Consider the following 22931-nt stretch of genomic DNA (forward strand, 5'->3'; position numbering starts at 1 on the left):
CCTTGCAATCCCGCACCGTAACGTTCAGTTCAAAGCTGTGGCGTGGGTAAGAAACCGTTGCAGCGATTCGGGCAGGCCATTGCGCCGGTGCTTGTGCAGCACGTAGGTTGTGAAGTGCACCGGTTCGGCGAGCGGCACGACCACGACGTCCGTACGTCGCAGTGCCCGCATGTGGTCAGCATCTGCAACCCCAACCCCCTGACCTGCCGCCACACGGGTCAGATAGCCTGTCAGTGTGCGAGCCTCCCCGACGATTGTCGGAGCTACAGAATATCGCCGACGTACTGCCTTCATCTGCTGACATAGTCCTGGATGGTAGGAAGCACTGCAGGCGATGGCGGGGAAGGATGACAACTCGGCAAGGGAAACCACCTCGCGGCAGGCGAGTTCATGTGCTCTTGGAAGCAACGCCACGATGGGGCTCATCCAGGCCACATGTTGTGCGATGGCTTCACTATCTGGCAGGCCGAAGGAGAACCCTGCATCCATCTCCTCGCTGCGCAGCGCGGCCAAGAGTTCTGCCGGGCGCATTTCCGTCAGCTCCACTGGGATATCGGGGACAAGTTCCCGCCAGCGGGTCAGGCATTCGGCCAGCCTGGGCTGCACCGTGCTGTCGTCCGCGCCGATGCGCAAGGGCTCGCGATAGCGTGCATCGGTTTCGCGTATGACGCGTTTAATGCGCTCCAGACGCAAGAAAAGTCCTCGCGCATGATCAAGCAATTTGGCACCTGCGGGAGTGAGCTCGAGTCTGCGGGGCTTTCGAATTAAAAGAGCCACGCCCATTCGGTCTTCCAGGTCACGGACGGTTCGCGACAGTGGAGTCTGGTCGATATGGACTCGCTCGGCGGCGCGACGGAAGCTCAGTTCCTCTGCAACGGCCATGAAATGGCGAAGGTGGCGCAGTTCGATCATCTGCGCGCGAGCAATGAGGCAAGACAGAACTCGGTCACGGGCGGCCATGGTGCCGATGTCGGAGCGAGCCGCTTCGAACTTTCGAGTTGCGGTGCCATCTCAATCAACCGATCAAGTCATCCTAGTCGCGATCTTGGCCGAGATTCGCGAAACGCGCGGGGTCACGGCGCTTGAGTCGACCTGCCGCCAACCACCCGACAGACGCTGCGATCGGCAACAGACCGATCAAAGCGAGAGCACTCCTTTCGCTGGCGCCCGTCAAAATATGGAAGTTCGCAACCGCAAGCACCAGGACCACGCAAAGCCCCATTCCCGCCAACGCCGGCAGCAGCAGGATCCGGACCTTGCCATAACCGTGCGATGCGCGGCGAAAGAACCTAATCACCGAGATCGCGGTGGCGATCATCAGCAAGAGCACACAGACCGTGGCCAGGTTACTCAGCCACGAGAACATCGTCAGGACCGGATCTGCACGGGCCACGGCGAAGCCGATCACCACGGCGGCGCACAAGGCCGTCTGCAACAGCGAAGCAATATGCGGGCTCTTGTGCCTGGGATGTGTCCAGCCGAGCCGTGATGGCAGCAAGCGTTCACGTCCCATCGAGTAGAAATAGCGCGCGGTCGAGTTGTGAAATGCGATCAATCCTGCATAGATACTGACGATGAACATGCCGCGCAGGATCATGGTCAAATGCGATCCCGCATAGGTATCTGACAAGGTGTACAGGAAATTCGTTGGGTCACCCAAGGCAGCAACCGTGGCAGCGACCTTGTCAGTGCCGGCACCCAGCACCAGGCACCACAGCGAGAACGAGTAGAAGCCGCCCACGAGCAACAGCGCGGCGTATGTGGCGATCGGGATGCTGCGTTTGGGATCCTTGGCTTCCTCGCTGTAGATAGTCGTCGCCTCGAAGCCTATGAAGGCCGCAAAGCAGAAGAGCAATCCGATGAACGGGTTTCCGCCAGCGATCACCTGCGGGGCGAAGGACTTGAAGTTGATACCGTCCGCCCCTCCCTGGCTGAGAATCAGCACATCAAGAATCAGCACCACCGCATATTCCGCAACGACGAAGCCGGCCAGCACCTTCGCGGAGAAGTCGATCTGGCGATAGCCGAAGTACGCTACCGTCGCCATGGCTGCCAGTGCGCAGGCCCACCATGGAACACTCAGCCCAAACTGGGCAAGCAAGGCCTCGGACGAGACAGCGCCCAGCAGGCCGTATAGCCCGAATTGCAGTGTGAGGTAGCCCAGGATCGCCACCATCGCCGCAGCGCCGCCGGCGCTTCCACCAAGGCCGCGGGCAACCATGGCATAGAAGCCCCCTGCACTTGTGACGCAAGTGGCCATCGCCGTGTAGCCCACGGCGAACAGCAACAGCAGCGCCAGCGCCACAACAACCAGCGCGGGCGTGCCGGCACCGTTGCCCAGCATGATCCCAAGCGGAAAGCCGCCAGCGACAACGCTCAATGGGCTTGCCGCCGAGATCACCAGCAGTGTGATAAACCCCGCGCTGAGCGTTGAACGGCGCAGAGTGGTGGAGCGGACTGCGGCAGCCTCCTGTGGCCGCTCCAACAAGGTGTTCATAACTTCCATGTACTGTCTCCTGACTCGGCATGCGATGTTCGAAGCCGGAATTGCGGGTGGGCGCGAACCTGCTCGGTTGCAGCAGAGGGGTGGCCGGCAGTCTATGAATAGAAGCCTGCTGCGCGGTATCCCGGATCGGCAAGCCATTGCGCGGCCGTTGTGCGCGAGACCAGTCGTGGCACATCCAGCCGATGCTTCATTCGCTGAAAGTGAACCGCCCCTCGGCTGCCAATTGGGTCAGCGGCAGTCGTCCGTTGGGCATCTCGCGAGCGCGCAGCCCCTCGGCAAGCAAGGCCTTGTCGCCCTGCTTGCCAATCGCCAACACCGCTTCCAGCGCGTAGGTGTCTGGAATGCCTGCGGCCTTTCGCAGCCGATCTGCATCGAAGCCCGCCATCCCATGGGCGGACCAGCCCGCGAGCGTGGCCTGGAAGGCGATGCTGGCCCACGCCGCGCCGGCATCGAACGAATGCCATGCGTTGGGCGCGGCATCTGTCTGCCCTGGAAACACGGCTTGCCTGGCCGACACGATGACCACCAGTGCAGCTGCATGCTGGGCCCAGCCTTGGTTGAATTCCACCAGCGTAGCAAAGATCGGCTCCCAACTGAGGGTCTCGCGCTGCGCATAGATGAAGCGCCATGGCTGCGCGTTGTATGCCGAGGGTGCCCACCGAGCTGCTTCCAGCAGGCTCAGCAGCATGGGCTTGGCAATCGGCTCGCCCGTGAATGCGCGCGGCGACCAGCGGTCGACGAACAGGGAATTGATCGGGTGATCGGGCTGGCGTGCTTCAGTCATGGTTTCCTAGTTGAGTTGATTCGTTCGCGGGCTCTCGATTCCCGCCATGTTGATGTACTTGATGACCAAGTAGTCCTCGATGCCATGGCGCGATCCCTCGCGTCCGAGGCCCGATTGCTTGACACCGCCGAACGGCGCCACCTCGTTGGAGATCAGCCCGGTGTTCACGCCAACCATGCCGTACTCGAGGCGCTCCGCGACACGCCACACGCGGCCGAGATCGCGTGCATAGAAATAGCTTGCCAGGCCGAATTCGGTGTCGTTCGCCATCGCGACGACTTCGTCTTCTGTCTCGAAGCGAAACAGGGGCGCGAGCGGCCCGAAGGTCTCCTCGCGCGCGACGCGCATGGCCTGGGTGACGCCCACGAGCACGGTCGGCTCGAAGAAGCTGCGCCCCAGCGCATGCCTGCCGCCACCGGTGATCACCTGCGCCCCTCTTTCTAGCGCGTCAGCCAGATGTTCCTCGACCTTCCGCACGGCCGCGTCGTCGATCAACGGCCCGATGCGTACGCCCTCCTCCTCGCCGGACCCCACCTTCAGCGCCTTCAGCGCGTCCGCCAACTTGCGTGCAAACTGGTCGTAGACCTTGGAGTGCACGTACAGCCGGTTGGCGCATACGCAGGTCTGGCCTGCATTGCGGAACTTGGACACGATGGCCCCTTCCACCGCGGCGTCGAGATCTGCATCTTCGAAGACGATGAAAGGTGCATTGCCTCCCAGTTCCATCGACACCTTCTTTACTGTCGCCGCGGTCTGCTGCATCAGATGTCGCCCGACTTCGGTGGAGCCGGTGAAACTAAGCTTGCGCACCAACGGATTGGTCGCCAACTCCGTCCCGATGTCGCCAGCCGACCCGGTGACTACCGACAGCACGCCCGAAGGAATCCCTGCACGTTCGGCCAACGCCGCGAGAGCAAGCGCCGTCAACGGTGTCTGGCTCGCCGGCTTGACGACCATGACGCAACCCGCGGCCAATGCCGGTCCCGCCTTGCGCGTGATCATCGCAGCGGGAAAATTCCAGGGCGTGATTGCCGCGCACACACCCACGGGCTCCTTGGTCACCACGATCCTCTGGGTGGAGATCGGCGAAGGAATCGTCTCGCCGTAGACCCGCTTGGCCTCCTCGGCGAACCATTGGATGAAGGACGCCGCGTAGGCAATCTCGCCGCGCGCTTCCGCCAGCGGCTTGCCTTGCTCGGCAGTCATGATTCTGGCGAGGTCGTCCTGGTTCTCCAGGATCAGCGCGTGCCAGCGCGCCAGCAGCGCCGAGCGGTCATGGGCCGTGCGCGCGCGCCATGCGGGCCACGCACCATTCGCGGCGTCGATCGCCTGGCGGGTTTCGGTGGCACCCAGGCGCGGTACGTGAGCCACCACGGCGCCACAGGCGGGGTTGGTGACGGCGATGGTTCGGGCGGCAGATATCCACTGACCCGCCACGAAGCATTGCTCTCGAAGCAGAGAAGGGTCTCGCAGGTTCAACATGGTGCAGGAACTCGGGGTTGAGGTTTCAGATCTGGGTGATCAGCTTGGTCACCAGGAAGCTGTCGAAGGACTCGGTGCCGCCCTCGCTGCCGAAGCCGCTGTCCTTCACGCCGCCGAAAGGCAGCTCGGGATGCGCCATGCCGGAATGGTTGATGTTGACCATGCCGGCCTCCAGTTCGTTGGCCACGCGCGTCGAGGTCTGGGTCGACTGCGTGAAGACGTAGGCAGCCAGGCCGAAAGGGAGCGCGTTGCCCAGGCGCAATGCATCGTCCACCGTATCGAAACGCGCGAGGGCGGCCAGGGGTCCGAATGGTTCCTCACGCATGACGCGAGCGTGCTGCGGCACGTTAGCGATCACGGTCGGCTCGTGAAAATGGCCGCGCTCGCCCAATGTGCCGCCGCCTGCGAGCACCTGCGCGCCCGCCTGCACTGCGTCGTCCACGAGTTCGCGTATGGCTTGCAGGCGCCTCTCGTGGATCAGTGGCCCCATTTGGACGCCCTCTTCCAAGCCATGGCCCACCTTCACGCCGCGCATCGCATCGGCGAAACTGGCCACGAAGCGGTCGTGGATGCCTGCCTGGACAAAGAAGCGCGAGGGCGAGACGCACACTTGGCCGGCATTGCGGGTCTTCAGTCGCGCAAGCAGAGTCGCGGCCTGCTCTACGTCAGCATCATCGAATACCAGAACCGGCGCATGACCGCCGAGTTCCATGTTCATTCGCTTCATGTGCGAGCCCGCGAGCGCCGCGAGATGCCTGCCCACCGGAACCGAGCCGGTGAACGAGACGACCCGCACCAGGGGCGATTCGATCAATTGGCGCGAGATCTCGCTTGGCACGCCCCACACGATGTTGAACACGCCTTCGGGCAGTCCCGCGTCGTGGAACAAGCGAGCCATCGCCACAATGGCGCTTGGCGATTCTTCCGGCCCCTTGAGCACGACGGTGCAACCGGCGCCGATCGCGGCCACGACCTTCTTCATCGCCTGGCCAAATGGAAAGTTCCAAGGGCTGAATGCGACGCAGACGCCTGCCGGCTCGCGCACCACGAGCTGACGCACCGCGGGAGTGCGCGATGGCACGACACGGCCGTAGATGCGACGGCATTCCTCCGCGTGCCATTCGATATGCTCGACGGCGTTGAGCACCTCGGCCACTGCTTCCGGCAATGGCTTTCCGTTGTCCAGCGTGATGCCATGCCCGATCTCGCTGGCGCGCTCGCGTGCCAGCGCTGCCGCCTTGCGCAACACCTCGGAACGCTCCATCGGCGAACTGCGCCGCCAGGACTGGAACGCCCGGTGTGCGGCCCTCAGTGCCGCATCGACGTCCTCGCGCGTTGCCCAGGGCAGGCGCCCGAGCAGATCAAAGGTGGCGGGATCACGCACGTCCTGTCCTGGACGGCCATCGCCATTCAGAAAGCGGCCGCCGACATAGAGGGAAAGCTCGGGATACAACATCATGGTTTCCTCAGGCATGCGCCGGCAAGCGGGACTGCTCGGAGGCGCTCGCCGAGCCGGCGAAAACAGAGCCAGTTGGCGGCAGTACGGTTTCGCAAAATGTCGAAAGCTGCGGCACCGAATCGCCCGCCTTGCCAGCGGCCGCGATGAAGCGGTCCGGGCGGATCAGCACCCAGTCGACACCTTTGGCCTGGAACCAGAAGTGCAGCGTGTTCTCCACGTCCTCGATCACTGTTCCCGATGGCTGGACCGGCACGTGAGAACAGGCCTCGCTCCTGATGCTGCGCGAGCGCACGCCGACATAGTGGTCGCAGCCCAGACGCTCGAGCTGCTCCCGCAAACAGGCGGGTGCACCCGCCAGTGCGTCGCCGCACCAGCTCAGCAGCGCGAAGCGCGCACCGACCATATCGTCCAGGCGCTGGGTGCGCCCGGCTTCGCGCTCGACGTTGGGTTGGATGAACATGCGCCCCACCAATTCGTCGCTCCGCGCATCGCCACTGTTCAGGACAACACCTTTTGTAAAGCGCGGCATGGGTTTGAACTTCATCTGCAGCACGTAGTCGCGCACGCGCGGAATGTTCTTGATGGACAGGAAGAAACGGTCACGCATCCAGGCCACGAAGCGGTTGCGCTGGGACAGCACGGAGCCGAACAAGTCCGCCAGATCGATCATCGCCTTGGCGTGCGCGTGGCGCTCTTCGTGATAGCTCGCCAGCAACTCGGGCTTCATCCGTCCCTGCAGGATCCAGGCTAGCTTCCAGGCCAGGTTGAAGGCGTCGCGCAGGCCCGCATTCAACCCCTGGCCGATCCATGGCGGCGTGATGTGTGCAGCATCCCCGGCCAGGCAAACGCGCCCGACGACGAACGCGCCGGCCACGCGAGAGTTGTGCGTGTACACGCGGGCGCGGATCACGTTGAGCTTGTCGGGTTCTGCCACATGCCGGCCCAGCAGTTCTCGCACCTTCTCAGGCTGCAGCATCTGCTCGCCGTCTTCGCCCGGAAACAGCATGAACTCCCAGCGCCGCAGCCCATAGGGGAGCCTCAGGCACACGTAGGGCCTTTGAGGCTCGCAGTGCAACGCGGTATAGGGCGCGTCCAGGGGATCGTGGTCGCATTCGATCACCACCCACTTGGCTGGATGCGTGCGCCCTTCGAAAGGCAACTTGAGGATGCCTTCGCGCACCATGCTGCGTCCGCCGTCGCATGCCACGAGGTAGCCTGCGCGCACCCGGTGCTCGGCCCCCTCTGCGTCGCGCAAGGTCGCCGTCACGCCCTCATCGTCCTGGACCAGATGAACCAGCTCCACGCCGGGACAAAGGTTCACGTGCGGGAAGCGTTCGAGCCCCTGGCGCAGCGTCAGCTCGCCGAGCGGCTGTGAAAAAAGATTGCGACGAAACCAGCCGAACTCGCGCGTGCTCGGCAGGATCTCCGCAAAACAGCGCTTGCCGGCGGTGTACATGCGCATCGGCACGTTTTGGATCATGTCGCGCAGCATCGCCTCGGCCAGGCCGGCCGCCTGGAAGGTGCGCAGCGCCTCATCGTCGAGGCCCACCGCGCGGGGATAGTTCAGCACCTGCAGGTTGCGCTCGACGACCAGGCAAGCGGTGCCGTAGTGGCCCAACAGGTTGGCGATGGAGACGCCGACCGGGCCCGCGCCGACGATCAGCACCGGAATGTCCGTGGGGATTTTCATAGGTTCTTGTCTCCGTGCCCACCGACTCAGGCGGCGGTGAGAAGGCGGCTGTCCTGCCGGACCAGCAAGTGGCGCACGCTCTTGCGAAACTCCGTGAAGCTGGCGTCGGCCATCAACTGGGCACGTCGACGCGCGCGCTCTTCATGGCTGTCATAGGCCCAGAGAAAGACAAGCTGATTGAGATCACCACTCTCCGGCGTCATCAGCGTCACCAGGTTGCCCAGCATGCGGGTCTGCAGCGCTCGCGCCGTCTCGTTGTAGATGCGCAAGTACTCGCGCGTGCCGCCTGGTACGAGGGTATAGGTTCGAAGTTCGTGGATCACGGTGCGCCCTTTCCTGCATGGAACAGACCCCGATCGAGAAAATCGGAAACCGCCTGCTGGAACAAGGCCGGCTGGTCGTCATGCACGTAGTGGCCGGCGTCCGGGATCTCGATGCTCGCGATGCGCGGATTCAACGCCTGCATGCGCTCGACCATCGACGGCTGCAGGTAGTCGGATCGCCCCCCGCGGATTACCAGGGTCTCGCAACCGATGGCCGACAGGCACGGCTCAAGATCAACGACACGCGCCGGGTCGGGGTTCAGCCGCGTCGCCGCAATGCCGGCATGGTCGTAGCGCCAGGTGTAGCCGCCCTCGCGCAGGGGCTTGAGCATGCTGTGCAAGCGCTGCTGCCGGGCCTCTTCGCTCACCGTGGGACGCAGCGCCCGCATGAATTCGCCGGCGGCCTCCCAGGACTCGAAGCGCTCCGGCGTCGTTGCGAGTTCCTTGCGGATGCGTGTCGCGCCGTCGCTCGTCTCGAAGGCGCCGGGGCCGGCGTCCTCGATCACCAGGCGCCGCACACGCCCGGGATGGCGCGCGGCATAGACGATCGCGTTGATGCCTCCCATGGAGTGACCCAACAGGTCGAAGCGGTCGAGCCCCAACTGTTGAACGATGGCCTCCACATCCGCCACGTAGGCGTCGGCATAGTAGTTGTGAGCGGGGTCCCAGTCAGAGCCGCCGCGCCCGCGCTGATCGAACGCAATGACGCGGAAGCCGGGATGCAGGGCCGCCGCGATGCCAGCGAAGGTCTCGGCGTAGCCGCGAATGCCGTGGAGCATGACGACGGGCCATCCCTGTTCCGCCCCCCACTCGCTGACGTGGAAGTTCAGCCCCGACAGGGCCAGCGTGTAGTCGCGCCGCTCCATGTGCGTCTTTCAGTACAAGCCGTCCTGGCCCTTGACCTCGGAGGCCTTCAGGCCCCCCAGCCGCGCGTTGAGGCGTCCGCGGGTGGCGAAGGCCCAGCAGACGATGACCTCGTCGCGGTTGGGGCCGTCGCTGAACTGGGCGGTCACGGTGTCGTAGTGCGAACGCACGTACAGCGCGTCCTTGTGCGCCAGCGGGATGTCGATCGCGGCGCCGGGACCGCCACGCTTTCCGGTGGAAGGCACCCAGGACTTGCCGCCGCCGAGTGCGTCGCGGATCGGGTTGGCTGCCGGATTGGTGAGCAGCGCGTTGCCATGCTCGTACTCGCCGTCGATGCCCACGAGGCAGGCCTTGCCGTAGCTCTCGATCGCGCGGCCCTGGGCAGCCTCCTGGATGCGGCGACCGAACTCGCGCCCCAGTTCGGGCGACGGCTCGATCCAGGCAGACAGGTCCTGGACGAACCTGCCGGCGAACGGGTTGTGGATGGAAGCCGCAATGACGATCTTGCGCAGTGGGTCGCCATCGGCCGGCGCGCCGGTTTCGCCTGCGAGGGTGTCCTCGATCTGCAGGTACCACTTGCGGATGTGAAAGACGCTGAAATTGGCTGACTTGGTCATGAGAATGATGTGTGAATGTTGAAGAACAGGAAGGGGAAAGCGCGCCGCACTCAGTCGTACAGCGGCTCCAGTTCGAAGTGGTCGCTAGGCGCGTTGTAGTTATGCAGCACTCGCTTGCCCTCCTCATCGTCGTGGACGGTTTCGCAGAAGAACTCGAAGCGATGACCATCCGGGTCGTTGAAGTACAGGCCGTAGCCCACCTTGTGGTCGGTGGTCTTGACCACCTCCACTCCGGCCTTGAGCAGTTGCCCGTAGAGCCGCCGCAGTTCCGTGATGTCGCCATCGATTTCCAGGCCGTAGTGCTGCAGCGCACAGCCGCCCACAACGATGCCCGGCTCCGGGCGGATCAACGCGATGTCATGGTGCTTCTGTCCGAAGCTCATGAACACCCACTGCTCGCCGCGCGCGGTTTCCTGCATGCCCAGCACGCGCTCGTACCAACTTGCCGATGCGAAGGGGTTCGACACAAAGAGCGAGAGGTGCGTGCGGCGAATCTTCGGGCGCACGGTCCGGGTCGTCGTATCAGTCATGTGGCTTCGCCCCGAGAGTGGATTTCGGGTGCGCCTTGACGGCGGCGACGACCGGCGTCCATGCCACTGCGGTGATCTCGCTGAAGTCGCGCCAGTCCTTGAACCAGGTTTTTCCCGCGTCCATGGAACGGAAGAGGTGACCGTATTTGGTGCCGGCCAACACAAACTGAGGGTCTGCGGCGTGCGTTCCCAACGCCCAGAACGTGGAGTTGGGCACCGCATGAAGCAGTGCCGCCGACCATGTCGCGCCACGGTCGAGCGAGCGGTAGATCTGCGTGCGCGTGCCCGGCGTGCCATCGCCGATGGCCACCAGCAGCACGTCCTCCGCGCCCTCCAGAGGTGCGAGCGTGCGGGTGTAGTACATGCCATCGAAGCGATCGGCCGAACTTTCCGCGGCCCACGGCCCGTAGCCACCGTCGCGGTTGGTATAGACCGAATTCACCGTGGCGAGCAGATGGGTCTTGGGCCGGCCGCCGCGGGCCGGAAGGATGGTGATGGCGTGGATGTCGCCGTTGAGGATGCCGCTTTGCGCATCGTCCGCGCGGCGCCAGGTCTCGCCCTGGTCCAGGCTGTGCCAGGCACCGCCCTCCTCTACGCCGAACCACACCGCGCCGTCATCGGCGTCCACGCAGATGGTGAGGATCCGCGGACGGTTTACGCCGCCGCAGAACTCCGGCAATTCGATGCCAAGCCGCGTCCAGCTCTGACCCCCATCGAGCGAGCGGAACATCGCGGCGCGAGAAGGCGCGCCCGTTCCTGCGTAGATGACATTGGAGTCGCGCGGGTCGATCGCGATGGACCAGACATGCATTCCGTTCGCGGGCGATTCGAGGCGCCTGAAATGCGCACCCGCGTCTTCGCTCAGGCAAATGCCGGCGTCCGCACCCGCGAAGATCCGGTTCGGGTCCCGAGGGTCCACCAGAAGACTTCGCACGACGCCATCGAACTCGATGGCTTCCTTCAACCCGAGGCGATGCCATGTCGCGCCGTCGTCTGCGCTGCGCAGGATGCCCTGCCCCGCGGTTCCCACAAGAATCGTTCCTTGCATGATTGAGTGCTCCTTCGCTTTGCTCAGATGAAGATGCCGCGCGTGATGCCGCCGTCCACCGCGATCGACTCTCCGGTGATCGCGCCCGCTCGTTCGGAGGCGAGGAACAGCACGGCATCGGCAATCTCGTTGGGCTGCAGCACGCGGCGGATGGGCGTGGCCCTGGCGTAGTTCGCCTCCACCTGATCCGGCGTGAGGCCCTGTAGCTTGGCCTCCTTGGCGTAGAGCTCGTGGATGTGCGGTGTTTCCACCACGCCGGGATGGATCACGTTGACCGTGATACCCGACGGGCCGAGTTGGTCGGAAAGCGTCTTGGTCAAGTGGCAGATCGCCACGTTGCGCATGCCCGAGAGTTGCTTGCTGCCGCGGCCCGTGAGGCCGCCGATGTTGATGATGCGGCCGAAGCCGCCATTGCGCATGTGGGGCGCGGCCGCCTTGGCGCAGCGCATGTAGCCCACCACCTTGATGTTGATGTCTTCCAGCAGCCCTTCGGGGCTGGCGTTCTCGATCTCGCTGCGCACCAGACCGCCCGGGTGGGCAGCCCCATTGACGAGAATGTCGATTCGGCCGAAATGCGCCGCGACCCTGCTCATCATGGCGTCGACCTGCTCGGTGCTGCTGACATCCGCGGGCGCAGCAAGAATCTCGATGCCGGTTTGTTCGCTGATTTCGCGCGCCGCCTGTTCGAGCGGCTCCTTGCTGCGCGCCACGATCGCCACGCGCACGCCTTCGGCCGCCAGCGCCTGCGTCACGGCCCGGCCAATGCCAAGGCTGCCGCCGGTCACGACCGCGACCTTGCCCCTGAGTTTCAGATCCATATGTTCTCCTTGATTGATGCAGGCCGCCTGCCGGCGCCCTGACGTTGCGCCCTCAAAGGGCCATTTCGATGAGCGCAGGGCCGCTTCGCCCGAACGCGCGTTGAAGTTGTTCGGTCAGTTCTTGGGCGGTGTGCGCGCGCGTTGCGGGGACGCCGTAGGCCTCGGCAAGCCCCACCCAGTCGATGCGCGGGTGATCCAGCGCAGTCAGGGCCTCCGCCCGTGTGCCGAGCGCCGCGCCATCGCGCCGCAGTTCGTTGCGCAGGATGGCGTACTGGTGGTTCGCTGCGATCAGCACGACCACGTCGAGGTTTTCATGCGCGAGCGACCACAGCGTCTGGATCGTGTACTGGGTGCTGCCGTCCGACAGCAGCCCGACCACCTTGCGCTCCGGGCAGGCGATGGCCGCGCCCATCGCCACGGGAAGCCCCTGCCCGATGGCACCTCCGGTGTTGGTGAGCGTGGTATGCGGACGGGCGGCCGAAGACGCCGCATAGAAGGGGTAGCCGCAAGTCCCGCCCTCAACCGAGACAATCGCGCCCGCCGGCAATTCGCGCGCCAGAACCGCTGCGATCCTGGCCGGCGTCAGCGCGCCCTCGGGCGCGTCCGGCAGCGACGACACGGCCGCCTGGTAGGCCGGCGCCCCCAGGGCATCGGCCATTTCCTCGAGCCGCCCGGCCACTGGCTGCCCCGGCTCGCTGATGACCAGCAACCGTTCGGCATCGACCAGCAAACTCGGGTGACCCGCATAGCCGAAGTACGTCACCGGCGGCAGCGCGCCGACGAGCACGACGAGTTCGGCCGCATCCAGCACTTCGCGCGCCGGCTCGGGAAAGTAGGGCAACCGATCGAAGGCCGGCAGCCCCTGCCCGCGCTCTGAACGCGACGGAAAGGTCTCGGCATAGGCCTGTGCGCCCAGCAGCGTGCACAGGCGGGCCGTCGCGCGCTGAGCGCGCTGACCCAAGCCAGAGAGTTCTCCGCCACCGCCCAACAGGAAGACCACGCGCCGCGCTGCGCGCAGGCGCTCGATGCATTGTGCTGTGTCGGGGCCGCCCTCGGCGCTCGTGCTGGTGGCGCCAGGCCTTTCGATCTTGGCGGCCTGCGTGACATCGCCCGCCTGAAAATCGGCGGGGAAGATCAGCGTCGTGCCGCGCCCACCTGCTGCAACGCTTTGTCGCACAGCCTCGGCGGCCGCGGCCGCGCTGTCGTCGACACTGTCGATGCGGTGCACCCAGCCAGAGACGGGCCGCGCGAGCGATTCGATGTCGGAGGTCAGCGGCGCGTCATATGGCAAATGCCAGCTGGCGTGATCGCCGACGAGGTTGACGATCGGCGTGCGTGCGCGCCGCGCGTTGTGCAGGTTCGCGATGCCGTTGGCAAACCCCGGCCCCAGGTGCAGGAGCGTTGCCGCGGGACGCCCGAGCATGCGGCCGTACCCGTCGGCCGCTCCCGTGCAGACGTTTTCCTGCAGGCCGACCACGCATCGGATTTCATCGCGCTGCTCCAGTGCACGCACCAGGTCGAGTTCGGTGGTGCCCGGATTGGCAAAGCAGGTGTCCACACCTTCGCCTGCAAGCGCGAGCCAGAGCGCCTCGGCGCCGGTCATTTTCTTCATTGCCTTGTTCCTCTTATTGCACCTTGATGCCGCGCTCGCGCACCAGCTTGCCGACACGCTCGGCGTCGACGGCGATCTGCGCGTCGAGCTCCGCGGGCTTGGAAGCCCCGGCCCGCAGGCCTCGGGCGGACGCCCAGGCCTGCAGGTCGGGAGCGGCCAGCACCTTGGCCAGGGCTGCGTTCATTCGCGCCAGGATTTCTGCAGGGGTGCCTGCCTTGGCATGCAGCGAGTAGGAGGTGGACAGCAGCATGTCGGACCCGCCGGCCTCGGTGATCGTCGGCACATTCGGTGCCACCGGCGTGCGCGCGCTGGCGCCGACAGCCAGCAGCTTCAGGCTGCCCTTTTGCACATGGGGCAGCAGAGCCTCCACGCCGCCCGACGTCGCCACCACCTGGCCACCGAGCATGGCGGGAATGACTTCCGCGAGCGCCTTGTACGGCACGTGCAGGAACTGCACGCCGGTGCCTGCTTGCAGCAACTCCATGTTCAGGTGCATGACGCTGCCAACGCCGCCGGTGCCGAACGGCACCTCCCCGGGATGCGCCTTGACGTAGGCGATGAAGGATCTGAAATCGTTGGCAGGCACCTGCGCACTGGCCACGAGATACAGATTCACGTCGGCGATGTTGCTGACCGAGACGAGATCCTTCCGGGGGTCGAACGGCAGCGGCTGGTAGAGCAGCGGATTGACCGTGAGGGTGAGCCGGTCGACCAGCAGGAAGGTATAGCCGTCGGCCGGCGACTTCACTACCTCCGACGTCCCGATGATCGCGTTGGCCCCCGCCTTGTTTTCCACGACGAAGGCGGTCTTGAGCTCCTTCGCCATTCCTTCCGTCACCAGGCGAGCCATCACGTCCGGCCCCGTACCTGGCGGGTACGGAACGACGATGCGGATCGGCCGGGATGGCCAACCGCCCTCGGCCCAGGCTGGAGCCGGGGCCAGACACGCGGCGAAAAGCATCACCAGGGCGGCACATGTTTGCCGAAAGCAATTCCTGTTCATCTCGAACTCCTGAACACCCCGACTGACGACGTGCGGCTTCGAGCGGGGCGTGCGCTCGCTGGGCCGGGGCCAACGGCCCGACTACCCCTGCCAGAGCTCTTTCATTCTGCGAGGAATTTTGCAAGTTTATCGATTAGCCAAAATAATGCAATATTATTTGTCATTTTCACGCGTATAACATGCATATTTTTCTCAATATGAGATATTGATCGATCATTTCGAAGCGAGCAAGAAGCCGACAACGGCGCCGATGCTTCGATTAACCTTCCGGGTTTGCCAAGACATGCCGCCCACCCATGACGCCACGCGCTGCCAACGCCCATGAATAGCCTCAGTCGCATGCTCGAGGTGCTGAATCTGTTCAAGCCGGAACAGCCCGTGATTGACATCGAGGTCATCTGCTCGCAGTTGGGTTACACGTCCGCGAGCGCATACCGCTATGTGAAGGAGCTGTCCAACGCGGGCCTGCTCGTTCGCCTGCCCCGCGGTTACGCCCTGGGGCCGCGAATCATCGAACTCGATCGGCACATGACTCAGTTCGACCCATTGCTGGCAGCCAGCCGCGACATCGTGGGCGACCTGATCGCCCAGACCCATCTGGAACTGCTGATCAGCGAGCTCTACGACTCGACCGTGATCAACATCCTGCAGCGCTCCGGTGCCGACGAGCAGGCGCTGAACTTCGGACGTGGCAGACCCATGGACTTGTTTCGCAGCGCGACGGCCAAGGTGATCCTGGCGTACCTGCTGCCGCGTCAGTTGAAGCGGCTCTTCGACAACGCCGCGCCAGGAGACCTGGAGCGCATCGGGCTGACCTGGAAAGACTTCTCCAAGGCCATGCTGCGCATCCGCAAGGACGGCTACTGCATCAGCGAGGGCGAACTCGATCCCGGCAAGAGTGGTATCGCCGCGCCGATCTTCGACGAGAAGGGACGCATCCTCGGCAGCATCACCCTGGCGGGAAACTCCGAACGGTTCAATGCCTTCAACCGGGAGTTCCTCTCGACGCTGATGATCGACGCCGCGCGCAAGATCACGTCGCGGATCGCTGGCTAGGGCGGCCAACTCGGCACTCCCTTTAGCTCACGAACGCACCGAGTCTGGCGCAAGGTTTGTCATGGCCGTCAATCGGCCACCTTGATCTTGCGCTCCGAGACCACGCGCTGATAGGTCGCCTTGCCTTGGGTGATTCGCGCCTGCATCTGTTCGGGAGTGCTGTAGGCCGCGGTGAAACCCAGGTTGTCGAATGCGTGGCTGACCGCGGGCGCCGCAAGCGCCGTCTTCATGGCACCGTTGAGCTTCGCCAGTACTTCCGGTGGCGTCCCTCCGGGCGCGAGCAGGCCGAAGAAGCCGGTAATGGCCAGGTCGGGCAGCCCCACTTCCAACGCGGTGGGAATGGACGGGAACAGCCGGTCGCGCGTGTCGCCCGTGATGAACAGCGGCACCAGTTGATTGGAGCGCAACGCGCCGATGAGCGGCGAGACGACCTCGTCCATCAGTTGGGCATCACCCTTCAGAAGCCCCTCCTTCGCCGAGGCGGCCCCTCTGTAAGGCACGTGAACCAGTTGGATGCCGGTGACCGACATGAGTATTTCGCCCAGCAGATGATTGCTCGACCCCGTCCCGGCCGATGCGAAGTTCAACTCACCAGGCCGTCGCTTTGCCAGCGCGACAAATTCAGCCAGCGTTTTCGCGCCGGTGGCAGGCGTCGTCACGAAGACAAAGGGCTGGGTCGCGCCAAGGCTGACGGGAGCCAGGCTCGCCGCATGCCCCTGGTCCGGATAGAGCACTGGCCCAGCCGTCAGGGTGCTCCCGCTCCCCCAGAGAAGCGTGTAGCCGTCGGCCTTCGCCGAAGCGGCGTATTTCGTCCCGATACGCCCCCCTGCACCCGGCTTGTTGTCGACGATGACAGGCTGGCCCAGGGCGACCGAGAGTTCCTGCGCAACCGCACGGGCAGAGATATCAGTGGAGCCCCCTGGCTCGAACGAGACGACGAGCGTGATCGGCCTGGACGGATAGGCCTGGGCACCGGCCGGCTGCACGAGGGACAGCGCAGTGGCAAGGACGCAGCAAGCCAGGAAGGCCATGCGCAAAAGCGCCGGGTGCAAGCGATTCATCATCATGGGCAGCCTCTTCAAGTGAAAGGGAACGCCGAAGCCCCGCGCCGAGGCGCGCTCAAACAGTGGCAATGGGCGTGACAGGCGAACCTGCGGCACCGGGAAGATTCAATGGCGGCGCAGTCAGAAGGAAACGGCTTCGCTCGTTCTTTCTCAGCCAGCGCGCGAGTTCGCCCAATCGCCACAACTCGCCCAGGTGGATGCCGTTCTTGAAAAGGCAGTGCTCGTGAAGCGGCAGCATTGCGTGCCTGGCGCTCTGACGCATGGCTTTGGGCATCAACTCCACCGCGAAGTTGTCCGAGATCAGCGCAGCAATGCCTGTGTCGGTGATCCACTGAAGCAACCGCTGGTCGCCGCCATTCAGGCCAGCACAGGAATGAAGCAGTTTCTCGGCGACGGGCTTCCTGTTCATGCCGAGGATCAGGTCGTCGAGGCCGGTGTAGAGGCAGACCATGTCTCCGCGCTCTATGACCACCCGATCCTCCTGCAGGATTCGCATCAGGTCCGCATAGCCGACGGGATGATTCTCCTCGCCGTAGTGGCGATTCAGGTCGATCATGACCGCGCGCCCCTGCACGCCGTGGCTGGCCAGTTGCTCGATGCCAAGCGCGCTTGCCGTCGGGTCCTCGTAGATGTCCCATCGCACGGCGCCTTCGGCACGGCGTGCCGGCTTGACGTGCTCTCCGCCCCGGTAGCCGTTGTAGAAGACGATCTCGTCGACGCCATCACCGTCGGCGTCAAACTCCGCGCCGACGTGCGCCAAGCCGTCCCACTGCGTAGAGTACTGCGTGTGCAGGACCACGACGTCATCCGAATAGACGTCGGAATAAAAAGGATTCTCGCGGGAGAGCGCAAAGCAGAAGCACTGCTCGCCCTCGTTCTTTCCGCCCCGCAGCGTGGCGAAGCGCCGAGGGGCATGGCGGCGCGGATGCAGTGCCGTGCCGCCGGGGTAGTCCAGCGGAAGCGACAAGCTGAATGTCAGCCCCTCTTTCGCCTCCTCGAGCCCCTTCAGCACTTGCGGCCGGCCAACGAGGTTCATCGATCCGCGCTGATCGTCGTTCCCGAAGAGGCCCCAGTTCGAACCCGGCGGCCTTTGCTTCCATCGGTTCGTCATGGCGATCTTTCTTCGGGAGCCTCAGGCGGCGGCACGGGCGGCGATCTCCTGCCGCTCCGCATTCAGTGCCGCCCGAACGCTCTCACGTTGCTCGATGCGTTCGAGATAGGCATTCAGGCTGGGCCATTGCGAAAGATCGATGTCGTGGACGTGGCTCCACATGACGATGGTGTAGCAGTAGGCGTCGGCAACCGTGAAGCGATCGCCGTGCAGGTACTCGCGCCCCGACAGCGCGGTGTCGAGCCAGGCCAGCCGCTTGTTCAGGTTCTCTATCGCCAGCACCCGATACGCGGGAGGCGTGGTCGATCGGAACAACGGAGTGAAGCCCTTGTGCAGTTCCGAACCGATGAAGTTGAGCCACTCGATGACACGGTATCGGTCCATCACGGCACCGGCAGCCAGCAACCCGCTTCCCGGCTTCATGTCGGCCAGGTACTGCACGATCACCGGGCCTTCGGTCAGCAACTCCCCTGCGTCGGTCTCCAAGGTCGGAACCTGTCCCTTCGGGTTGATGGCGAAGTAGTCGCCTCCGTCTTTGAGCTTCTTGGCGCGCACATCCACCCAGATCAGTTCCAGCGGGATACCCGCTTCTCGCGCCACGATGTCGACGGCCAGCGAGCATGCGGTGGGTGTCAGGTACAGCTTCATGTGTTTCCTCAGTCAGTTGCGGGGGTCTCGCGCCATGCCAGCGCCGCCAGGTCAAATTACCATTTTCCCATATTCCGATAATTTATTGATTTCGTCAACACATCACCCACGAACCCGCATCGGCCATCCACCGGAAGGCCGGGCGCAGCCTCGAGCGACGCGGCCCCTAGAATTCCCAGCCATCGCTCAGCCGAAGGGGGAGGAGACCCATACATGCCGCCTGCAAACACAAAGACCAAGCCCCTCAAGGCGACTCCCAAGACGGCCCGCAAGGCGCGCTCGGTCGCCGTCAAGGCCCGCGATTCGGAGCAGGACTCCTCGAGCCTTTCCCGGATGCTGAGCACGCTTCAACTCTTCACGCGCGAGCACCCGGTGCTGTCGGCCGAGGAGATCGCCAAGGGCGCGGGCGTTCCCACCAGCACGGCCTATCGCTACGTGAAGCAGTTGGCAACGGCCGGCTTGTTGGTTCGCTGGAAAGGCGGCTACACGCTCGGGCCCAGCATCATGGAACTGGACCTGCAAATCAGGGAGTGCGATCCGGTCATCCGTGCGGCGTCCGAACCCATGCGCACACTGTGTGCACAGACAGGCCTGAACGCGCTGCTGACCAAGCTCTATGGCAACAAGGTCATGACCGTGCACATCGAATCCACGAGCGACACGGGCTCGCTTGCCTACGGCCGGGGCCGGCCGCTGCCCCTGTTCCGAGGCTCCAGTTCCAAGGCCATCACCGCCTTCCTGCCGGCCGCCAAACTGCGCCGACTCTTCGAGGACGGCGAGGCGCAGGGCGACGAACAGCTCAACGACTGGGAGAGCTTCCACGCCAGCATGTCGAACATCAGACGCCAGGGTTTCGCCCTCTCCGTCGGAGAGCTCAACAGCGGCATCGAAGGCATCTCCGCGCCCGTCTTCATCGAATCCCGGCAGGTCGTGGGCAGCATCACCCTCATTGGCGATGCGGCGCGCATGGCACTGCTGCGCGAGGAGGTCGTCATCGAAATGGTGAAAGCTGCGGCAGCCACGGTCAGCAGCGCCCTGCAGTAACGCGCCGGTAAAGCACCGCGCTTTCGCGCCCCGGAAAAGCCGGCATTTCTTTTTTGTTTGATTTTTTCCCAAAATATGAGAAAGTTCTTCTGACACAACACTAAAAGGCCGACCATGGTGCTTCGCTTGCTCCGAGACGCGCTGAAGATCGGACTTCTGGCTGCAGTGCCGCTCTCGGCCTGGACTCAACCTCAGGCGCAAGCGTTTCCCGCAAGGCCCATCACCATGGTTGTCGGCTTTGCCGCCGGCGGAGGCACGGACACGGCGGCGCGCTTGCTGGCGCAGAACCTGGCCGCCGAGCTGGGACAGCCGGTAGTGATCGAAAACAGGGCGGGCGCCGGAGGAATGATCGGAGCCGCCGCCGTAGCCAAGGCATCTGCGGATGGCTACACACTGTTCTTCGGGTCGGGCTCGGAGTTGACCGTTTTGCCGGCCCTGAAAAAGGCGGTGCCCTATGACACGCTGAAGAGCTTCAAGCCCATCACGCAAGTGGGCACCGTGTCGTTCATGCTGGTGGCGCATCCATCAGTCCCAGCCAGCAGCGTCGGCGAGTTGACCGCCCTTGCCCGGGCGAAGCCGGGGCAGCTGAGCTTCGCGTCCTACGGCGCAGGTTCGACCAATCACCTGATCGGTGAACTCTTCGCGATCAAGACGCAGACAAAACTGCTGCACGTGCCCTACAAGGGAAGCGCAGCTGCCGCGACGGACCTGGTCTCCGGCGAGGTGCAGATTGCGTTCGATACCGTGTCGGTGATGCTTCCGTATGTGCAGGCGGGAAGGCTCAAGGCACTTGGTGTCCTGTCTGCTCAGCGCACCACCCAGGCCCCCAATCTTCCAACGATGGCCGAGGCGGGTATCCCGGACCTGGTGGTTGACGGCTGGCTTGGTGTCATGGCCCCGGCGGGAACATCCGACGCCATCGTGCAACGCCTCGACAAGGCAATCGGAAACGCACTTGCCAAACCGCAGGTCGCAGAGGCCTTGGCGCAGCGCGGCGTGAAGGTATCCGGCGAAGGTCCAGGACCGTTTCGAGCCTTCATCGAACGAGATCAGGACAAGTGGCGAAGCGTTGTCCAGCACGCTCACATTCAACTCGAGTAGCCACTCCAACCCGACAGAGCACTTTTGCCGAAACCCGCATCGACGCCGGCACACGGTCGACCACCGCCGATCGACGACCCGGACCCGGCGCCGCCGAGCGCCTTCTTACTCCACTTGCCATGCTCAAGAAAATACCTCTCGCAGCGCTTGCACTGTTTACCGCTCTCGCATCCCTCAGCGCCCAGGCCGCTCCTGCATTCCCCGCAGATCGCCCGATCGCGTTGGTCGTGCCGTTTTCCGCCGGTGGCGGGACCGACATACTTGCCAGACTTGTGGCGGCCAAGCTGGGCGCGATGATTCGGCAATCCGTTGTTGTCGAGAACAAGCCGGGTGCCAACGGTGTTCTCGCGAGTCAGTATGCCGAACGAGCGAAAGCCGATGGCTACACGCTGATGTTCGGCGGCAGCTCGACCCACGTCCTGTCGCCGCTGCTGTCTCCGAAGAAGCAGCAGATGGAACAAACCCGCAAGAACTTCTCGATGGTCGGCATCGTGGCGGAAACACCGCTTGTACTGGCCGTGAACGCCAAGTCTTCGTTCAAGAATCTCGATCAGCTGCTGAAGGCTTCGCGCGACCGCGAGCTGACTTTCGGCACCTTCGGCTCCGGGTCGTCTCCCCACATCATGGGGGCGCTGCTTGCGGCGCGAACCAATGCGCGTCTGCAGCATGTTCCGTACAAAGGCTCTTCGCCCGCGATCACCGAGTTGCTCGGCGGTCACATCGACAGCGTGTTCCTGACAGTCGCCGCGCTCAGCAGCCATGTCGAAGACAAGGAAGTGCGCGCCTTGGCGGTGACCGGGGCCCGCCGCGTGCAGACATTGCCCGACGTTCCCACATTCAAGGAAGCCGGCGTATCGGGTTTCGAAGACTCGGGTTGGTTCGCTGTGTTCGCACCCGCCGGGACTCCGGAGCCTGTCATGGACTTTCTTCACGATGCCATCGGGCGCGTGATGGCAACCCCGGAAGTTCAGGCCAAGTTGGTGGAGCTTGGATTGCGCAGCGCGAACAGCAGCCGTGCGCTCCAGATGGCCGTGTGGGAGCGATCCATCGTCGCCACGCAGGGCATCCTGACTCAGGTCAAGATCGAAACGGACCGGTAGCGAACCGTCGCATGAGATTCGACTCAATTCCTGGTCGGCACGACGCTGGCCATTTATGCACTAGAAGAAGATGAGAAATGTCATGAAGCTTTATCACGAGGTGCGCGGCTGCTCGCTGGCTGTCGATATCGTTGCGCGCGAACTGCAAATCCCTCTTGAGCTTGAATGGGTCAACATGACCACCAAGCGTCTGAAGGACGGCACCGACTACTTTCAGGTCAACAGCAAGGGAACCGTGCCCACTCTCGAAATGGCCGACGGGCAGTATCTCAGCGAAGGCGCGGTCATCATGCAGTACTTGGCAGACCAGAGCCCGGGCAGTTCGCTGCTGGCGCCCCCGGGCACGCTCGAACGGTACCGGACGCTCGAATGGATGAGCTTCATCGGAGCGGACCTTCACAAGGGTGGCTTCATGCCGCTCTTCAAGGCGGCGACTCCTCCTGAATACAGGAGCATCGCTCGCCAATACCTCAATGGCCGACTGGGTTGGCTGAACACGCAGTTGAGCGACAGGAACTACCTCATGGGGTCCATCTTCACGATTGCGGATGCGCATTGCTACACCATTGCCATGTGGACAAGAGCCCACGCTATCGACACTGCGCCATGGCCCCACCTGGAAGCCTACCTCACCCGGACCGGTTCACGGTCCAGCGTGAAAGCGGCCGAGCAGGCAGCGCGCGAACAAGGTGAGCGTGAAAGCGCAGAGAGAATGCACAACACTCACTAACCGATTCGCGCACGCGCTCATCGCCGAGCCGACGGACGAGCGTGATCGCCCCCGTCACGGCCATCGCGCTTGAACTGGGTTACGCGATTGCGAGTGCGCTCGTCGGCGTGTCTACCGCACCTTCGAAGAGACACGCGCATCCATCGGGTGCATCGCTGGCCCGCATGCACCTCTTGACTCTATTCAATTGTCGCGGCGCTGCGCGCGCGTCTTTCGGCGCAAGTCGATGTGCCGCTCGCAGGCGGTCAAATTCAAGCGGCACTTGACGCCGCCCGCTCCGCTGGCGACTTCGTCCAGTTGCTGATTTGGGCTAACGCGGGTGACACAGGCAAACGCACACT

The 22931-nt window shown here is 64.0% G+C and carries 22 protein-coding genes; 5 read left to right on the forward strand and 17 right to left on the reverse strand.

Annotated elements, in window-relative coordinates:
- Nucleotides 1–24: 24 nt before the first annotated feature.
- The 14 genes from IB278_RS04815 to IB278_RS04880 form a co-directional block, all read right to left on the reverse strand.
- A complete protein-coding gene (locus IB278_RS04815) occupies nucleotides 25–960 on the reverse strand; it encodes a LysR family transcriptional regulator (RefSeq protein ID WP_225612720.1) in 936 nt (311 codons plus the stop codon).
- Nucleotides 961–1033: 73 nt separating this feature from the next.
- A complete protein-coding gene (locus IB278_RS04820; protein ID WP_192322980.1) occupies nucleotides 1034–2497 on the reverse strand; it encodes an APC family permease in 1464 nt (487 codons plus the stop codon).
- A gap of 196 nt (nucleotides 2498–2693) precedes the next feature.
- A complete protein-coding gene (locus tag IB278_RS04825; protein WP_192322817.1) occupies nucleotides 2694–3290 on the reverse strand; it encodes a nitroreductase family protein in 597 nt (198 codons plus the stop codon).
- Between the two features lie 6 nt (nucleotides 3291–3296).
- Nucleotides 3297–4772 carry an NAD-dependent succinate-semialdehyde dehydrogenase gene (locus tag IB278_RS04830; protein WP_192322818.1) on the reverse strand — a complete coding sequence of 492 codons (1476 nt, stop codon included), beginning with the start codon at nucleotides 4770–4772 and terminating at the stop codon, nucleotides 3297–3299.
- A gap of 25 nt (nucleotides 4773–4797) precedes the next feature.
- Nucleotides 4798–6225 carry an NAD-dependent succinate-semialdehyde dehydrogenase gene (locus tag IB278_RS04835; protein ID WP_192322981.1) on the reverse strand — a complete coding sequence of 476 codons (1428 nt, stop codon included), beginning with the start codon at nucleotides 6223–6225 and terminating at the stop codon, nucleotides 4798–4800.
- A 13-nt stretch (nucleotides 6226–6238) separates the two neighbouring features.
- Nucleotides 6239–7921: a bifunctional 3-(3-hydroxy-phenyl)propionate/3-hydroxycinnamic acid hydroxylase gene (locus IB278_RS04840; RefSeq protein WP_192322819.1), complete on the reverse strand. Its 1683-nt coding sequence runs from the start codon at nucleotides 7919–7921 to the stop codon at nucleotides 6239–6241.
- 26 nt (nucleotides 7922–7947) lie between these two features.
- A complete protein-coding gene (locus tag IB278_RS04845) occupies nucleotides 7948–8244 on the reverse strand; it encodes an NIPSNAP family protein (protein WP_145745758.1) in 297 nt (98 codons plus the stop codon).
- Entirely contained in the window at nucleotides 8241–9110 is an 870-nt protein-coding gene (locus IB278_RS04850) for an alpha/beta fold hydrolase (protein ID WP_145745759.1), read from the reverse strand. Before IB278_RS04850 ends, IB278_RS04845 begins: the two co-directional genes overlap by 4 nt.
- A gap of 9 nt (nucleotides 9111–9119) precedes the next feature.
- Complete coding sequence (locus IB278_RS04855; RefSeq protein ID WP_192322820.1) at nucleotides 9120–9725, reverse strand: amino acid synthesis family protein; 606 nt, start codon at nucleotides 9723–9725, stop codon at nucleotides 9120–9122.
- Nucleotides 9726–9775: 50 nt separating this feature from the next.
- Entirely contained in the window at nucleotides 9776–10255 is a 480-nt protein-coding gene (locus IB278_RS04860; protein WP_145745761.1) for a VOC family protein, read from the reverse strand.
- On the reverse strand, nucleotides 10248–11303 hold the full coding sequence (locus IB278_RS04865) for a WD40/YVTN/BNR-like repeat-containing protein (protein ID WP_145745762.1): 1056 nt from the start codon (nucleotides 11301–11303) through the stop codon (nucleotides 10248–10250). Before IB278_RS04865 ends, IB278_RS04860 begins: the two co-directional genes overlap by 8 nt.
- 23 nt (nucleotides 11304–11326) lie before the next feature.
- Nucleotides 11327–12121, reverse strand: a complete 795-nt coding sequence (locus IB278_RS04870) for an SDR family NAD(P)-dependent oxidoreductase (protein WP_192322821.1) — start codon at nucleotides 12119–12121, stop codon at nucleotides 11327–11329.
- Between the two features lie 52 nt (nucleotides 12122–12173).
- Nucleotides 12174–13733, reverse strand: a complete 1560-nt coding sequence (locus IB278_RS04875; RefSeq protein WP_145745764.1) for an acetolactate synthase large subunit — start codon at nucleotides 13731–13733, stop codon at nucleotides 12174–12176.
- A gap of 13 nt (nucleotides 13734–13746) precedes the next feature.
- Nucleotides 13747–14736 carry a Bug family tripartite tricarboxylate transporter substrate binding protein gene (locus IB278_RS04880; RefSeq protein WP_192322822.1) on the reverse strand — a complete coding sequence of 330 codons (990 nt, stop codon included), beginning with the start codon at nucleotides 14734–14736 and terminating at the stop codon, nucleotides 13747–13749.
- A gap of 321 nt (nucleotides 14737–15057) precedes the next feature.
- On the opposite strand from IB278_RS04880, the gene IB278_RS04885 reads away from it, so the two are divergent.
- Nucleotides 15058–15792, forward strand: coding sequence for an IclR family transcriptional regulator (locus IB278_RS04885; protein WP_145745766.1), 735 nt, complete (start codon nucleotides 15058–15060; stop codon nucleotides 15790–15792).
- Nucleotides 15793–15860: 68 nt separating this feature from the next.
- Here the strand turns inward: IB278_RS04885 and IB278_RS04890 are convergent, their stop codons facing one another.
- Genes IB278_RS04890 through gstA (IB278_RS04900) form a run of 3 tightly spaced genes read right to left on the reverse strand, consistent with a single transcriptional unit; the run spans nucleotide 15861 to nucleotide 18615 of the window.
- Complete coding sequence (locus IB278_RS04890) at nucleotides 15861–16859, reverse strand: Bug family tripartite tricarboxylate transporter substrate binding protein (RefSeq protein ID WP_225612721.1); 999 nt, start codon at nucleotides 16857–16859, stop codon at nucleotides 15861–15863.
- Between the two features lie 52 nt (nucleotides 16860–16911).
- Nucleotides 16912–17967, reverse strand: coding sequence for a cyclase family protein (locus tag IB278_RS04895; protein ID WP_192322823.1), 1056 nt, complete (start codon nucleotides 17965–17967; stop codon nucleotides 16912–16914).
- A gap of 21 nt (nucleotides 17968–17988) precedes the next feature.
- On the reverse strand, nucleotides 17989–18615 hold the full coding sequence (gstA, locus tag IB278_RS04900; RefSeq protein ID WP_192322824.1) for a glutathione transferase GstA: 627 nt from the start codon (nucleotides 18613–18615) through the stop codon (nucleotides 17989–17991).
- 213 nt (nucleotides 18616–18828) lie between these two features.
- Between gstA (IB278_RS04900) and IB278_RS04905 the strand changes: the two genes are divergently transcribed.
- From IB278_RS04905 to gstA (IB278_RS04920), 4 genes are all read left to right on the forward strand, one after another.
- Nucleotides 18829–19659: an IclR family transcriptional regulator gene (locus IB278_RS04905; RefSeq protein ID WP_192322825.1), complete on the forward strand. Its 831-nt coding sequence runs from the start codon at nucleotides 18829–18831 to the stop codon at nucleotides 19657–19659.
- A gap of 114 nt (nucleotides 19660–19773) precedes the next feature.
- Nucleotides 19774–20760, forward strand: a complete 987-nt coding sequence (locus IB278_RS04910; protein ID WP_145745770.1) for a Bug family tripartite tricarboxylate transporter substrate binding protein — start codon at nucleotides 19774–19776, stop codon at nucleotides 20758–20760.
- 119 nt (nucleotides 20761–20879) lie between these two features.
- On the forward strand, nucleotides 20880–21860 hold the full coding sequence (locus IB278_RS04915) for a tripartite tricarboxylate transporter substrate binding protein (RefSeq protein ID WP_145745771.1): 981 nt from the start codon (nucleotides 20880–20882) through the stop codon (nucleotides 21858–21860).
- A gap of 82 nt (nucleotides 21861–21942) precedes the next feature.
- The gene (gstA, locus tag IB278_RS04920; RefSeq protein ID WP_145745772.1) at nucleotides 21943–22590 is read left to right on the forward strand and encodes a glutathione transferase GstA; all 648 of its coding nucleotides are present in this window, start codon (nucleotides 21943–21945) and stop codon (nucleotides 22588–22590) included.
- Nucleotides 22591–22931: the final 341 nt, after the last annotated feature.

Source organism: Variovorax sp. VRV01 (assembly GCF_014852545.1).
GTDB classification, from domain to species: Bacteria; Pseudomonadota; Gammaproteobacteria; order Burkholderiales; family Burkholderiaceae_C; genus Variovorax; species Variovorax beijingensis_A.

What these genes read in the sequence shown, in the direction of transcription:
- IB278_RS04865 (WP_145745762.1), bottom strand. Translation starts at nt 11,303, where the DNA reads ATGCAAGGAACGATTCTTGTGGGAACCGCGGGGCAGGGCATCCTGCGC.
- IB278_RS04880 (WP_192322822.1), bottom strand. Translation starts at nt 14,736, where the DNA reads ATGAACAGGAATTGCTTTCGGCAAACATGTGCCGCCCTGGTGATGCTT.
- IB278_RS04855 (WP_192322820.1), bottom strand. Translation starts at nt 9,725, where the DNA reads ATGACCAAGTCAGCCAATTTCAGCGTCTTTCACATCCGCAAGTGGTAC.
- IB278_RS04825 (WP_192322817.1), bottom strand. Translation starts at nt 3,290, where the DNA reads ATGACTGAAGCACGCCAGCCCGATCACCCGATCAATTCCCTGTTCGTC.
- IB278_RS04840 (WP_192322819.1), bottom strand. Translation starts at nt 7,921, where the DNA reads ATGAAAATCCCCACGGACATTCCGGTGCTGATCGTCGGCGCGGGCCCG.
- gstA (WP_145745772.1), top strand. Translation starts at nt 21,943, where the DNA reads ATGAAGCTTTATCACGAGGTGCGCGGCTGCTCGCTGGCTGTCGATATC.
- IB278_RS04850 (WP_145745759.1), bottom strand. Translation starts at nt 9,110, where the DNA reads ATGGAGCGGCGCGACTACACGCTGGCCCTGTCGGGGCTGAACTTCCAC.
- IB278_RS04860 (WP_145745761.1), bottom strand. Translation starts at nt 10,255, where the DNA reads ATGACTGATACGACGACCCGGACCGTGCGCCCGAAGATTCGCCGCACG.
- gstA (WP_192322824.1), bottom strand. Translation starts at nt 18,615, where the DNA reads ATGAAGCTGTACCTGACACCCACCGCATGCTCGCTGGCCGTCGACATC.
- IB278_RS04885 (WP_145745766.1), top strand. Translation starts at nt 15,058, where the DNA reads ATGAATAGCCTCAGTCGCATGCTCGAGGTGCTGAATCTGTTCAAGCCG.
- IB278_RS04895 (WP_192322823.1), bottom strand. Translation starts at nt 17,967, where the DNA reads ATGACGAACCGATGGAAGCAAAGGCCGCCGGGTTCGAACTGGGGCCTC.
- IB278_RS04875 (WP_145745764.1), bottom strand. Translation starts at nt 13,733, where the DNA reads ATGAAGAAAATGACCGGCGCCGAGGCGCTCTGGCTCGCGCTTGCAGGC.
- IB278_RS04870 (WP_192322821.1), bottom strand. Translation starts at nt 12,121, where the DNA reads ATGGATCTGAAACTCAGGGGCAAGGTCGCGGTCGTGACCGGCGGCAGC.
- IB278_RS04830 (WP_192322818.1), bottom strand. Translation starts at nt 4,772, where the DNA reads ATGTTGAACCTGCGAGACCCTTCTCTGCTTCGAGAGCAATGCTTCGTG.
- IB278_RS04910 (WP_145745770.1), top strand. Translation starts at nt 19,774, where the DNA reads ATGGTGCTTCGCTTGCTCCGAGACGCGCTGAAGATCGGACTTCTGGCT.
- IB278_RS04890 (WP_225612721.1), bottom strand. Translation starts at nt 16,859, where the DNA reads ATGATGATGAATCGCTTGCACCCGGCGCTTTTGCGCATGGCCTTCCTG.
- IB278_RS04915 (WP_145745771.1), top strand. Translation starts at nt 20,880, where the DNA reads ATGCTCAAGAAAATACCTCTCGCAGCGCTTGCACTGTTTACCGCTCTC.
- IB278_RS04905 (WP_192322825.1), top strand. Translation starts at nt 18,829, where the DNA reads ATGCCGCCTGCAAACACAAAGACCAAGCCCCTCAAGGCGACTCCCAAG.
- IB278_RS04815 (WP_225612720.1), bottom strand. Translation starts at nt 960, where the DNA reads ATGGCCGCCCGTGACCGAGTTCTGTCTTGCCTCATTGCTCGCGCGCAG.
- IB278_RS04820 (WP_192322980.1), bottom strand. Translation starts at nt 2,497, where the DNA reads ATGAACACCTTGTTGGAGCGGCCACAGGAGGCTGCCGCAGTCCGCTCC.